We start from the raw sequence: 12,284 nt of genomic DNA, 5'->3' as shown, positions 1-12,284 counted from the left end.
CCGTGGCTGCCGCGCTTTTGCCGGATGATGGACCCTGCCCGATGATCCGCTCCCCTTACCTGTTCCTGTCCACCACGCTGGCCTTGCTCGCCACGGCGCCCGACGCCTGGGCGGAACCGACGCCACCCGCCAGGCAAGCGCCGCTGCCGGCCACCATGCCGGTCGACACGGCCGCGTTCCTGATGGCGCTGCGCCAGGATACGCAAACGCTGGCGCGCCTGTCACCCCGCAGCGACCCTGCGTTCGATTTCGTGCCGGCGGGGCGCGAAGGCGAGCGGGCGGGCGATGGGTACAACCACGTGGGCGATATCCACTTGCGCCTGCGGGTGGGCGGCGGCGCCTGGCAGGATTACGCTTCGGCCCGCCATCGCCAGGCGATAATCCCGCTGCCCACGCGCCCCGGCGAAGTGGCCGCCGCCGATATTTCCGCCAGCCTGGGCGCTGGCCTACCGATCCGGGTGGAGCGGCACTGGGCCATGGTCGATGGCGCGCCTGCGCTGCGCTTCGTGCTGGTCAACACCGGCACCCTGCCGGTGGAGATCGGCGCGCTGGGCCTGCCGATGGTGTTCGACAACATCATCGCCGACCGCGATCTGCAACAGGCCCATGCCCAGGCCAGCTTTGCCGATCCCTATATCGGGCGCGACGCCGGCTATGTGCAGGTGACGCGCCTCAACGGCGCCGGCCCCGCGCTGCTGGTCCTGCCCGAACGCGGCACCCCGCTGGAAGCCTATGTGCCGCTGGCCGAAGCGGCCAAGGCGCCGGCGGGCACGGCGTTCACCGAAAAGAGCCCGCGCAGCCAGGTATCCGAAGGGTTCTATGACTGGACCATCGCGAGCAAGGCCCTGGCCGAACGCGAATGGGCCGGGGCCGGCACGCCATGGAACGCGCCCACCAGCTTCACCCTGGCGCCGGGCGCCCGGCGGCAGGTGGGCCTGCGCTTTGCCCTGTCCCCCTCGATCCGCGCGATCGAAGATACGCTGGTGCAGCAGGGCCGGCCGGTGGCGGTGGGCATTCCCGGCTATGTCGTGCCGACCGACCAGGTGGCCACGCTGTTTCTCAACAGCCACAGCGCGGTGGCCAGCATCACTGCCTGGCCCAAGGGCGCGCTGGTGGCCCGGCGCGATGGCAGCGGGCCGGGCAAGCAGGGCAAGCCCTGGGCGCGCTATCGCGTGACCGCCCATGGCTGGGGCCAGGCACGGCTGACCATCGCCTATGCCGACGGGCAAAAGCAGACCGTCAGCTATTTCATCACCAAGCCGCTGCCACAGGTCATGGCGGACCTGGGCCACTTTTCCACCACGGCGCAATGGTTCGAACCGGCATCCGACCCGTTCCACCGCAACCCCGCGATCCTGACCTATGACCGCGAGGCCAACCACGTGGTGACGCAGGACGCGCGGGTGTGGATCGCGGGGATGAGCGATGAAGGCGGCGCGGGCAGCTGGGTGGCAGCCATCGCCAAACAGCTCGACAACCCCAACCGCGCCGAAGTGGCCAAGCTGGAGCGGCTGGTCGATGAAACGGTGCTGGGCCACTTGCAGGTCGACAGCGGCCCGCAGGCCGGCGGCGTGCGCAAGAGCCTGTTCTATTATGATCCCGCTGCCCTGCCCGAGGCCTATGACCCCAAGATCGACTGGCACACCTGGGCATCGTGGTCGAAGGCGCAGGCGCAAGACCTGGGGCGATCCTACAACTATCCCCACGTCGCGATCGGGCACTGGGTGCTCTATCGCCTGGCGCGCAACCAGGCGGGCCTGGTCACGCGCCACGATTGGCGGTTCTACCTCGACTGGGCCTGGCGCACGAGCATGGCGATGGTGCGCGAGGCGCCCGAATATGCGCAGTTCGGGCAGATGGAGGGCGATGTCTTCCTCGATATCCTGGCCGATCTGCGCCACGAAGGCATGACCGACAAAGCCGATGCGATGGAAGCGGCAATGCGCGCGCGGGCCGACCACTGGAAGAGCCTGGCCTATCCATTCGGCAGCGAGATGGCCTGGGATTCCACCGGCCAGGCCGAAGTCTACGCCTGGATGCGCCATTTCGGCCAGACCCGCCAGGCCGAGCAGACCCGCGAAGTGATCCTGGGCTATGACCCCACGATCCCCAGCTGGGGCTACAACGGCAATGCCCGCCGCTATTGGGATTTCCTCTATGGCGGCAAAGTGGCGCGGATCGAGCGGCAGATCCACCACTATGGCTCCACGCTCAATGCCGTGCCGCTGTTCGATGCCTATCGCCGCGATCCGGCAGACCTGCACCTGCTGCGCGTCGCCTATGGCGGGCTGATGGGCGGGATCACCAATATCGACCAGCAGGGTTTTGGTTCGGCCGCATTCCACAGCTGGCCCGACATGATGCGCTGGGATGCCTATAGCGGCGATTACGGCATGGGCTTCTATGGCCACGCCATCGCCGCGGCGACCTATCTGGTGCATGACGATCGCCTGGGCTGGCTGGGGTTTGGCGGGGCGGTGACGCCGGGGCAGCGGTCCATCGCCATCGTTCCACAGGATGGCGCACGCCGCCGCCTGTTCATTGCCCCGGCCGGCCTGTGGATCACGCTGGAAGCGGGGCGCATCGCCCGCGCGCGCTATGACCTCGCCAGCGGCAAAGTGCAGCTCACGCTCGATCCGGCCGGGCCCAACGAACCGCAGGCCCGCCTCGTGCTGGCCACCACGACCGCCACCGGGCGCCGCTATACCGCCGATCGCGGCACGGCCGAGCGCGGCGCCACCGCCCTGGCGCTGGGAACAGGGCCCACCGTCCTCACGCTCACCCCGCGCTGAGCTTGCGCGCCCGATCGCAACCTCTATTGGATTTCAGCGATGCCTGCCTCTTCCCGCCCTGCTTCCATCGCCGTGATCGGCGGCGGCATCGTTGGCCTGACCATTGCGTTGGCGCTGCAAGACCGTGGCCATGCTGTCACCATCCATGATGCCGATAGCGGCACGCGCGCCGGACGCGGACATTCGGCATCGTGGGGCAATGCCGGGCACATTGCGGTGGAGCAGGTAGAGCCGCTGGCTTCCCCCGCCGCGTTGCACGCCCTGCCGCGCCGGTTGTGGGGCCAGGGCGCCGCGCTGTCTTTGCCCCCGCGCGACGCGGGGGCGTGGCTGCCGTTCGGGCTGCGCCTCTTGGCCGCCAGCACCCCCGGCCGCTTTGCCGCCGGGCGCGCCGCGCTTGCCGCCCTGATGGCCGATGCCATGCCGGCCTGGCAGGCACTCGCCCAGCGGCTCGACGCGCCGGGCCTGCTGCGCCAGGATGGCCACCTGGTCGTGTGGTCCGATCCCGCCCGTGCCAAGGCAGGCGCGGCGGGCTGGCTGGGACTCGACACGCCGACCGCGCGGTTTCGTCCTGCCGACGCAGGCGAACTGGAAGAAATCGCCGCGCTCATCGGGCGGCGTCCGGCCGGGGCGATCCGCTGCATCGGCAGCGGGCGCATCGTCGGGCACGCCGCAGTGTTTGCCGCGCTGCATGCAGCCTTTGCCGCGGCCGGCGGCCGCTGGCGCGATGGCCCGGCGCGCCTGGAGCGAACGGCACTGGGCCATTGCCGGGTGGTGGGCAGCCCCCCTGACGACGTCGTCGTGCTGGCTGCGGGGATCGGATCCCGCCCGCTGGCGCAGGCCCTGGGCCATACCGTGCCGATGATTGCCGAGCGCGGCTATCACCTCCACGCCGCAGGCGCACACTGGCCAGCCGAACTGCCGCCCGTAGTGTTCGAGGACCATGCGATGATCGTCACGCGCTTTGCCGATGGGGTGCGTGCGTCCAGCTTTGTCGAACTGGCCCGCCCGGATTCTCCCCCGGACCCGCGCAAATGGCAAGCGCTGCGCCATCGCATCAGGGCCCTGAACCTGCCGTTCGAGACCACGCACCGCGAATGGATGGGCGCGCGCCCCACCCTGCCCGATTACCTGCCCGCCATTGGCCGCAGCACCCGCGCCGCCAACCTGGTCTATGCCTTTGGCCACCAGCACCTGGGGCTGACCCTGGCGCCGACCACCGCGCGCATCGTGGCAGACCTGGTGGACGGCACCGCACCCGCGATCGATCTGGCGCCGTTCGATCTCGATCGCTTTGCCTGACCCGTTTTCCGCTTTCACCAAAGGATCATGACCATGACCACGCTGGGTATCGGTGGCTCCACCGCACAAGCCGAACTGGCGCAATTGCAACCCTGGGCAGCGCGTGCCGCGCCGATCACCGCAGGCGAATATCATGATCGCCTGGCCAAGGCGCGGGGCCTGATGGCCGCACAGGGCGTCGACGCGCTGCTGGTCAACGCCGGGTCAAGCCTGCGCTATTTTGCCGGTGTGCCGTGGGGCGCCAGCGAGCGACTGGTGGCCATGCTGATCCTGCCCGAAGGCAACCCGCAGATCGTGGCGCCGCGCTTTGAGCTGGGTTCGCTCGAAGCAGAGCTGGCCATTCCTGCGCAAATCCACGCGTGGGAAGAGCACGAAAACCCCCACACCCTGATGGCCGCGCTGCTGTCGGGCGGGCGGGTGGCGCGTCTGGCGATCGATCCGGCCTTGCCGTTCCAGATGGCGCTGCGCCTGCAAGCGGCCGCGCCGGGCGTGGCCCTGGCCGATGGCGGGCCGATCATCGAGCCTTGCCGCGCGATCAAGTCCCCCGCCGAACTGGCGATCATGACCCAGGCCAAGCAGATGACACTGGAAGTGCACCGCCGCGTGGCCCGCATCCTGCACCCCGGCATCACGGCGGGCGAAGTGACCCGCTTCATCGAGGCAGCGCACCGCGCGCTGGGTGCGGCCGGCAACAGTTTCTGCATCGTCGAATTCGGCCGGGGCACCTCGTTTCCCCACGGCCTGCCGGGCGAACGGCGGCTGGAGCAGGACGATGTCGTGCTGATCGACACCGGCTGTTATGTGCAGGGCTATACGTCTGACATCACGCGCAGCTATGTGTTCGGCACACCCAGCGACGAGCATCGCCGCATCTGGAACCTGGAGCGCGAGGCGCAAGCGGCGGCCTTCGATGCGGTGCGGCCGGGCGTGGCCTGCGAAGCGATCGACGCGGCCGCCCGCCGCGTGCTGGAGCGCGCCGGGCTGGGCCCGGACTATCGCCTGCCCGGCCTGCCCCATCGCACCGGCCACGGCATTGGCCTGTCGATCCACGAAGGACCCTATCTGGTGCGCGGCGATACCACGCCGCTGGCGCCGGGCATGTGCTTTTCCAACGAACCGATGATCGTGCTGCCCGAACGCTTTGGCATCCGCCTGGAAGACCATTTCCACGTCACCGAAACCGGCGCCGCATGGTTCACCCAGCCAGCCCATTCGATCGACGATCCATTCGGCCTGGCCGCCTGAACCACCCCTGCCCCCAATGAACAAGGCCCTGGCCGCTGCACAGCGACCAGGGCCTTTGCGTTGGCCAGCGATCAGAACGCCAGGGTGGCGCCCACGAACAGGTTGCGGCCCAGCGCCGAATAGACGCCCGGATAGGTGTTGCCGTTGCCGAACGAGGACAGGATGCCCGAGGCGATCGCCGGCGGATCGCGATCGAACAGGTTGTTCACGCCTGCCCGCACGTTGATCGCCCGGTTGATCCGCCCGGTCATCGCCAAGTCGATATAGTCGTAGGACTTGATGCGCCCGTTGATCAGGCTGCCCGTGCCGGTGAGGAAGCTGTTGCTCGACGTGCTCGACAGGCGCGTACCGCCGATGTGGCGCCAGGCGAGCGACACGGTGGCCACCTCGCGCGGGGCCGACCAGGTGAGGCGGGCATTGTGGCGCCATTCCGGGTTGGGCTGGCCGCAGGTATAGCCGAAATAGCCCTTGCAATCATAGGTGCCCAGGCCCGGCAGCGGCTCGTTCACCTGGCTGAGCAGGAACGTGCCGGCGAAGTTGAAGCTGAGGCGGCCGATCCGGCCCAGATCGCTCATGTAATCGATGTTGAGATCGATGCCGTCGGTCTTGAGCGAGCCGGTGTTGAGTGTGGTGGAGACGATATAGCCGTTGGTGCCGAAGATCGCGCCCGATTGCGGATCGCGGTGGAACAGCCCGCAGTAATAGGGATCGCCCGTCGACACGCACTGCGAGACGATCAGCGAGGGATCGATGGTGGAGATATAGTCCTTCACCTTGATGTGGTAATAATCCACCGAGACCGAGAAATTGCGCAAGTCCGCAGGCGTCAGCACCAGGCCCACGGTGATCGTATCGGCCTTTTCCGGCTTGAGCGCCGGGTTGCCGCCCGAGAGCTGAGAACAGGTATCGGCCGGGCACTGGATCACCGCGCCCGTGCCATATTGGGCGGCGGTTACACCGGTGGCCGCGCAGGCCGTGGCCGAAGCGGTGGGATCGGTGCCCGCGCACGGATCGCTGAGCGAGACATTGCCCACGCTTTGCGAGCCGAACAGTTCGGTGATGTTGGGCGCGCGGATGGCGCGGTTGTAGCTGGTGCGTAGGCGCACCGTGGTATCGGGCGCCCAGGCCAGTTCGCCCTTGTAGGTCCACACGCGATAGGCCGAATGATTGCCGCTGGAGAGTTGGTCGTTGGTGTACGACGAATAGCGCAGGCCGCCGTTGAGCGTGAGGCGGTGGGCAAAGGGCACGTCCTCCAGGATCGGCACTTCGACTTCGCCATAGCCTTCCCACACGCTGATTTCGCCATCGGCGTCGGTGGTGCCGCCCTGCTTGGCCACGGCATCGGCAGTGAACAGCAGGGTTTCCTTGCGGTTTTCCACGCCCAGCGCGATGGCCACGCCATTCTTGGCCCAAGGCGTCTTGATGCCGAACGTGCCCAGATCGCCGTTGAGCCCGGCGGTGACCTGGCGCAGGCTGTTGCGGCTGGCGGTGTTGCTGTTGCTGAACAGGTACTTGGCCTGGGCGGAGGTGATGCCGTTGGCCTGGAACACGTCGATCGGCACGCAATCGGGATCGGTGCCGTCGATCACCGACTGGCAGGTGGGCGTGCCGTTGACATTGACCACGTTGAGCGCGCGCTGCGCTTTCACGTTGTCCACGTTGTTGCTGTAGGTCTCGTTGTAGCGGACCAGGGCGAACATGTAGTCCACGTTATAGCTGAAGCCGTGGCCGAGATCGCCCTGCACCCCCAGGTTATAGCGATAGTCCTTGTGGCGCAGATCGTCGCGGCGCGAGAAATCGTTGTTGAGGCGATAGCCGATCAGCGTGCTTTCGGTCTGGCTCGTGCCCGCCGCCGCGCCGCACAGTGCGGTCGCCTGGCTCGCGCTCATCAGCGGATTGTCGCAGTTGATGTTGAACGACGTGCCCAGGAACAGGGCCGAGGGTGCCACTTGCGAATGGGTCTGGTCGTCCATGTACATGAACGAGCCGGTGAGCTTGGCCGCATCCGACACGTCGAAGCTGAGGAAGCCACCGCCGGTATAGCGCGTGTCCTGCCGCTGGATGTAGTTGGTGGGGGTGTAGTTATAGGCATAGGATGAATCGTAAGGCACCCAGGTCTTGGAGCCATCCTTGGCATTGGTGATGTAGCCCGATCCGGCGCTGGGCCCGGTCAGCGGCACGAAGGTGCCATAGGTGGTGTTGGACGAACCGCCGCAGGCCAACCCCGTTCCCACATCGTCCGCCTGGTTGAGCGCACAGGCCGAATAATCGCGCGAGGATTGCAGCACCGGGTTGGTCTTGCGATAGCCGCCATAGACCGTGACATGGCCGCGCCCGCCGGCAAAGCTGTGGCCAAAGGCGCCGTTCACATCCACCTTGCCGCCGTCGGTCACCCAGTTGGGCGCGGTTTCATAGCCGCGCGCGGATTGCAGGCCGCGCACATAGGCATTGTTGTTGTGATGGTTGTTGATGCTGCCCTGGGCATCGACGCGCAGCCCTTCCAGCTTGTCGCGCAGGATGAAGTTGACCACGCCCGAAATGGCGTCAGAGCCATAGACCGCCGATGCGCCGCCCGTGACCACGTCGATCCGCTCGATCAGCGCCGAAGGCACGAAGTTGATGTCCATCGCCTGGCCGGGCAGCATGCGCTGGCCGTTGAGCAAGGTCAGCACGCGGTTGGCGCCGAGGTTGCGCAAGTTGATCTGCGCCGTGCCGTCCGACCCGTTGGACACGTTGTCGTTCGCGTCGGCGGTGAACTGCGGCATGCGGTTGAGCGCGTCTTCGACATTGGTGTTGCCCTGGTATTGCAGTTCCTGGGCGCTCACCACGCTGAGCGGGCTGTTGCTTTGCAGGTCGGCCCGCTTGATGCGTGTGCCGGTGACGACGATCGCACCGTCCGAGGCGTCGGGCGAAACGGCGGGATTGGCTGGCAGCGGCGCGACATAGTCCTGCGCCGCCGCAGCCGACGACAGCAGCACCATCGTCAGCGCGCCAAGGCCCGCCGAACCCCGGAAAAGGTGAGATCTCGATCGCATGTTTTGCCCCTCATGTTCTGAATGGGGCGCAATCCATCATATCTCAGAATATGAGTCAAATATATTATACGATATCATATCGTGACGGATAAATCGGACAAAAAGAAGCTGGGAAATGGATTTTTATGTATGTTAATCAATATTTTAATCCATTTTTCGCCGTGCTACCGGTGGCATAATTGCAGGACTGGCGCACACATCGCCATATAATCCTTTGTTTCTATATGATTAAGTCCGAGTTGACGAGCACCTTCGACCGCGTGAGCACACCGTCTCGGGTGCGTTGCGTTGACCACACGTGCATAGCAGCGCACGAAATTATCTGGTATATTTGATACTATCAGCCAAACCGTCGACGGGGTGCACCCTGCTACCGGCCGGTAAAGCGCGCCTCGCGCCGTTCGAACACTGCGGCCACGCCTTCGGCATAATCGGCCGTTTCGCGCAGCACCGCCTGCCGCGCCAGTTCGTGATCGAGTGTGACGGCCACGTCCTGCGCCAGGCCGCGCGTCATGGTGGCGCGCACCTCCACCAGGGCCAGCGGCCCGTTGGCCGCCACCTGGCGCGCCATCGCCAAGGCCGCTTCGTCCAGCGCCTCGGGCGCTGCCAGGCGATCGACCAGGCCCCATTCCAGGGCCTGTTCGCCTTTGACCCGATCGGCCGAAAGCATCATCCACGCCGCCCGCTGCGCGCCCACCACGCGCGGCAGGGTGCAACTGATGGCAAAGCCGGGGTGAAAACCCAACGCCACGAAATTGGCCGAAAAGCGCGCAAGCGGGCTGGCAATGCGGAAATCGGCAGACAGCGCCAGGCCCAGTCCAGCCCCCACCGCCGCGCCATTGATGACCGCGATCATCGGCTTGGCCCGCGCAAAGAGGCGCGCGGCGTGGTCATAAAGGCGGCGGATCGCGGCCAGCCCTTGCGCGCCGCTTTCGCCCGCAGCGCCCCCCACCAGATCGGCCCCGGCGCAAAAGGTCTTGCCGGCCGCGCGCAGCACGATGCAGCGCACGCGGGCATCGCCATCCAACGCATCCACCGCATCGGCAATCTGGCCCAGCAGGTCCACCGACAGGAAATTGAGCGGCGGGTTGGCCAGGGTGATGATGCCAAGCGGTTCGGAAACCTGGATGTCCAGGCCAGGGCGGGTCTGCGTCATGGCCGCGTTGTTCCCCATTCGCGCCTTGCCGACAAGCCTGATCGCATCCGCCCGATTGCATCGACGCAGGCTTGCGGGCATAGCCGCCCGACCATGCACGATATCCGCCTGATCCGCGAAAACCCGGACCGCTTCGACGCCGCCCTCGCCCGCCGTGGGGTGGCCCCTGCCTCTGCCGACCTGCTGGCGCTCGACACGCGGCGCCGCGACGTGGCCACGCGCATGCAGGAAGCGCAAGGCCGCCGCAACGAAGCCTCGAAGCTGATCGGCGCGGCCATGGCCAAGGGCGACAAGGACACCGCGCAAGCGCTGAAAGCCGAAGTGGCCGCGCTCAAGACCACGCTGCCCGCGCTGGAAGAAGAAGAACGCCAGCTTTCTGCCCAGGCCGCCGCCGCCCTCGCCGCGCTGCCCAACCTGCCCGCCGACGCCGTGCCGGAAGGCGAAGACGAAGCCGGCAACGTGGAAGTGGCGCGCTGGGGCACCCCGCGCCAGTTTGCCTTCGCACCCAAGGAACATGCCGACCTTGGCCCCGCGCTGGGGCTGGACTTTGAAACCGGCGCGCTGATTTCGGGCGCGCGCTTCACCTTTCTGCGTGGCCAGATGGCCCGCCTGCAGCGCGCGCTGGCGCAATTCATGCTCGATCACCAGACCGGTGTGAACGGCCACGTGGAATGCGCGCCGCCCTTGCTGGTCAAGGACGAGGCCGTATTCGGCACCGGCCAGCTGCCCAAGTTTGCCGAAGACCTGTTCCGCACCACAGATGGGCGCTGGCTGATCCCCACGGCCGAAGTCTCGCTGACCAATGCCGTGCGCGAACAGATCCTGGCCGAAAGCGCCCTGCCCTTGCGCATGACCGCGCTGACCCCGTGCTTCCGCAGCGAAGCGGGCGCCGCCGGGCGCGACACGCGCGGCTACATCCGCCAGCACCAGTTCGACAAAGTGGAACTGGTCACGATCTGCAAGCCCGAGGATTCGGCGGCCGAGCACGAGCGGATGACGCAGGCGGCCGAATCCGTGCTCCAGGCGCTGGACCTGCCCTATCGCAAGATGCTGCTCTGTGCCGGGGACATGGGCTTTACCGCGCGCATCACCTATGACCTGGAAGTGTGGCTGCCGGGGCAGGATGCCTATCGCGAGATTTCCTCGTGCTCCAACTGCGGCGATTTCCAGGCGCGGCGGATGAACGCGCGCTATCGCCCGGAAGGCGCGAAAGGCACCGAATTCGTCCACACGCTCAACGGTTCGGGCCTGGCCGTGGGCCGCACGCTGGTGGCCGTGCTGGAAAACTACCAGCAGGAGGATGGCTCGGTAGAAGTACCCGCGGCGCTTGCCCCCTATATGGGCGGGATCACCCGCCTGGTGCCGCAGGCCTGATCGTGGCGGGCGCGCGGCGGCACGGTAAGGGCTTGCTGCGCGCGCTGCTGCCGGCCCTGCTTTTGCCCGCCGCGCCGCTGGCGGCGCAGAAGGCCAGCGCGCCCCCGCCCTATGAGAGCCCGATCATCGCCTGGACCTATGTGGTCCAGCCGGGCGATACCTTTGCCGCGATCGCCCGGCGCATGGGCGTTTCGATGGAAGCGCTGGCGGCAGAAAATCGCGTGCCGCTGCCCTATCTGATTGCGCAGGGGCAAGTGCTGCGCCGGCCCTCCCCGGCTTCTGCTCCGCCGCCACCGCCGGTCGCGGCCCAGGCACCCGTGCGCCGCCCGCCACCGGTGATCCGCCCTGCGCCGCCGCCTCGCCCGGCGCCCACGCCTGCGCCCAGCCACGCGCGCGAGGCCGGCGCCCCGCGCCTGGCCTGGCCGACATCGGGCGCGATCATGGGCCGCTATGGCGTGCCGGTGACCGGCCGCACCGGCACACGGCCCAACAACGGCATCGACCTGGCCGCACTGGCCGGCACCACCGTCCACGCTGCCGCGGCCGGCCGCGTGATCTTTGCCGGCACCGAACCCGAACGTTTTGGCCAGTTGATCCTGATCGATCATGGCGGCGGCTGGGTCACCGCCTATGCCTATCTCGGGCAAGTGCAGGTCAGGGAAGGCCAGCAGGTTGCCGCGCGCGCGGCCATCGCCCGCATCGGCAAGAGCGGCGAAGCGAAAAAGCCGACGCTGCATTTCGAGTTGCGCCGCGACAACGTGCCGCGCGATCCCGCGCCTTACCTGCCGGTGCGGTTGTAGAGGTTTGTGAGAGGATGTTGTGTTGGCGGAAGACCTAAGCCAGCCTCAATGCCCCAGCAGCCAGAACACCGTGCCCATTGCCAGGTAGCACAGCATGACGCAGCCGGCATCGATCAGGGCCAGGCGGGTGGATACGCGCTGCTGGGTATAGCTGATCCACAGCGACGGGATCACGAAGGCGCCGGCCAGACCGCCGGACATCATGAAATAGAGCCAGGGCTTGACCGCCAGCGTGCCGGCACCGACGCGGGCGAACATGTGGCCCATCATCGACGACGTGACCAGCAGCAGCACGGCGGTGAGCGCCAGGGTGCGCCCGGCGCGGCGCGCAGGCCCAGGCCGCCGGGCCCCACTTCCGCCAGGCGCGCGCGGCCGAACAGCGGGCCATACCACAGGCCCTGCACCACCAAGGCCGCCACCACGGCCATTACGACTGCCAACCAGTTTACCGGACCCATTGCACCTCTTTCCTGTGCGGCGCCCCCGTATGTCGCAGTGCCTAGACCCGGCAGCGCCAAAGCGCAAACATGCATCAGGAAGTCATCGCTTTCCCTTCACGCCCCATCGCAGCAATCGGCGTGCC

Annotated in this window: 9 protein-coding genes; 5 read left to right on the top strand and 4 right to left on the bottom strand. The window is 67.2% G+C overall.

Translation table 11 applies throughout. The annotated features are described in order from the left end of the window. The first annotated feature begins 41 nt into the window (after positions 1-41). The 3 genes from R9J51_RS05675 to R9J51_RS05665 are packed head-to-tail and all read left to right on the top strand — an operon-like array spanning position 42 to position 5,336. The gene (locus R9J51_RS05675; RefSeq protein ID WP_179506083.1) at positions 42-2,792 is read left to right on the top strand and encodes a DUF5695 domain-containing protein; all 2,751 of its coding nucleotides are present in this window, start codon (positions 42-44) and stop codon (positions 2,790-2,792) included. Between the two features lie 39 nt (positions 2,793-2,831). Continuing rightward, on the top strand, positions 2,832-4,091 hold the full coding sequence (locus R9J51_RS05670; RefSeq protein WP_179506082.1) for an NAD(P)/FAD-dependent oxidoreductase: 1,260 nt from the start codon (positions 2,832-2,834) through the stop codon (positions 4,089-4,091). A 33-nt stretch (positions 4,092-4,124) separates the two neighbouring features. After that, positions 4,125-5,336 carry a M24 family metallopeptidase gene (locus R9J51_RS05665; protein WP_432787881.1) on the top strand — a complete coding sequence of 404 codons (1,212 nt, stop codon included), beginning with the start codon at positions 4,125-4,127 and terminating at the stop codon, positions 5,334-5,336. Between the two features lie 71 nt (positions 5,337-5,407). Here R9J51_RS05665 and R9J51_RS05660 read toward each other — a convergent pair whose 3' ends face one another. Together R9J51_RS05660 and R9J51_RS05655 are read right to left on the bottom strand one after the other, a co-directional pair. Further along, positions 5,408-8,371 carry a TonB-dependent receptor gene (locus tag R9J51_RS05660; RefSeq protein WP_179506080.1) on the bottom strand — a complete coding sequence of 988 codons (2,964 nt, stop codon included), beginning with the start codon at positions 8,369-8,371 and terminating at the stop codon, positions 5,408-5,410. Positions 8,372-8,741: 370 nt separating this feature from the next. Continuing rightward, positions 8,742-9,527, bottom strand: coding sequence for an enoyl-CoA hydratase-related protein (locus R9J51_RS05655; RefSeq protein WP_179506079.1), 786 nt, complete (start codon positions 9,525-9,527; stop codon positions 8,742-8,744). A 93-nt stretch (positions 9,528-9,620) separates the two neighbouring features. Here R9J51_RS05655 and serS point away from each other — a divergent pair, with 93 nt between their 5' ends. Continuing rightward, positions 9,621-10,901, top strand: a complete 1,281-nt coding sequence (serS, locus tag R9J51_RS05650; protein ID WP_169473189.1) for a serine--tRNA ligase — start codon at positions 9,621-9,623, stop codon at positions 10,899-10,901. Between the two features lie 2 nt (positions 10,902-10,903). Continuing rightward, entirely contained in the window at positions 10,904-11,701 is a 798-nt protein-coding gene (locus R9J51_RS05645) for a M23 family metallopeptidase (protein WP_179506078.1), read from the top strand. Between the two features lie 45 nt (positions 11,702-11,746). Here the strand turns inward: R9J51_RS05645 and R9J51_RS05640 are convergent, their stop codons facing one another. Then, a complete protein-coding gene (locus tag R9J51_RS05640) occupies positions 11,747-11,995 on the bottom strand; it encodes a DUF1761 domain-containing protein (RefSeq protein ID WP_432787880.1) in 249 nt (82 codons plus the stop codon). Then, entirely contained in the window at positions 11,968-12,129 is a 162-nt protein-coding gene (locus R9J51_RS05635) for a DUF1761 domain-containing protein (RefSeq protein ID WP_432787879.1), read from the bottom strand. The genes R9J51_RS05640 and R9J51_RS05635 overlap by 28 nt, the downstream gene beginning before the upstream one ends. Between the last annotated feature and the right edge of the window lie 155 nt (positions 12,130-12,284).

Origin of the sequence: Novosphingobium rhizosphaerae (assembly GCF_050920675.1) — a bacterium.
Lineage (GTDB): Bacteria > Pseudomonadota > Alphaproteobacteria > Sphingomonadales > Sphingomonadaceae > Novosphingobium > Novosphingobium rhizosphaerae.
The sequence above is the reverse complement of the archived record's forward strand: the minus strand, read 5'-3'. Positions and strand labels throughout refer to the sequence as shown.

What these genes read in the sequence shown, in the direction of transcription:
- R9J51_RS05675 (WP_179506083.1), top strand. Translation starts at nt 42, where the DNA reads ATGATCCGCTCCCCTTACCTGTTCCTGTCCACCACGCTGGCCTTGCTC.
- R9J51_RS05670 (WP_179506082.1), top strand. Translation starts at nt 2,832, where the DNA reads ATGCCTGCCTCTTCCCGCCCTGCTTCCATCGCCGTGATCGGCGGCGGC.
- R9J51_RS05665 (WP_432787881.1), top strand. Translation starts at nt 4,125, where the DNA reads ATGACCACGCTGGGTATCGGTGGCTCCACCGCACAAGCCGAACTGGCG.
- R9J51_RS05660 (WP_179506080.1), bottom strand. Translation starts at nt 8,371, where the DNA reads ATGCGATCGAGATCTCACCTTTTCCGGGGTTCGGCGGGCCTTGGCGCG.
- R9J51_RS05655 (WP_179506079.1), bottom strand. Translation starts at nt 9,527, where the DNA reads ATGACGCAGACCCGCCCTGGCCTGGACATCCAGGTTTCCGAACCGCTT.
- serS (WP_169473189.1), top strand. Translation starts at nt 9,621, where the DNA reads ATGCACGATATCCGCCTGATCCGCGAAAACCCGGACCGCTTCGACGCC.
- R9J51_RS05635 (WP_432787879.1), bottom strand. Translation starts at nt 12,129, where the DNA reads ATGGCCGTGGTGGCGGCCTTGGTGGTGCAGGGCCTGTGGTATGGCCCG.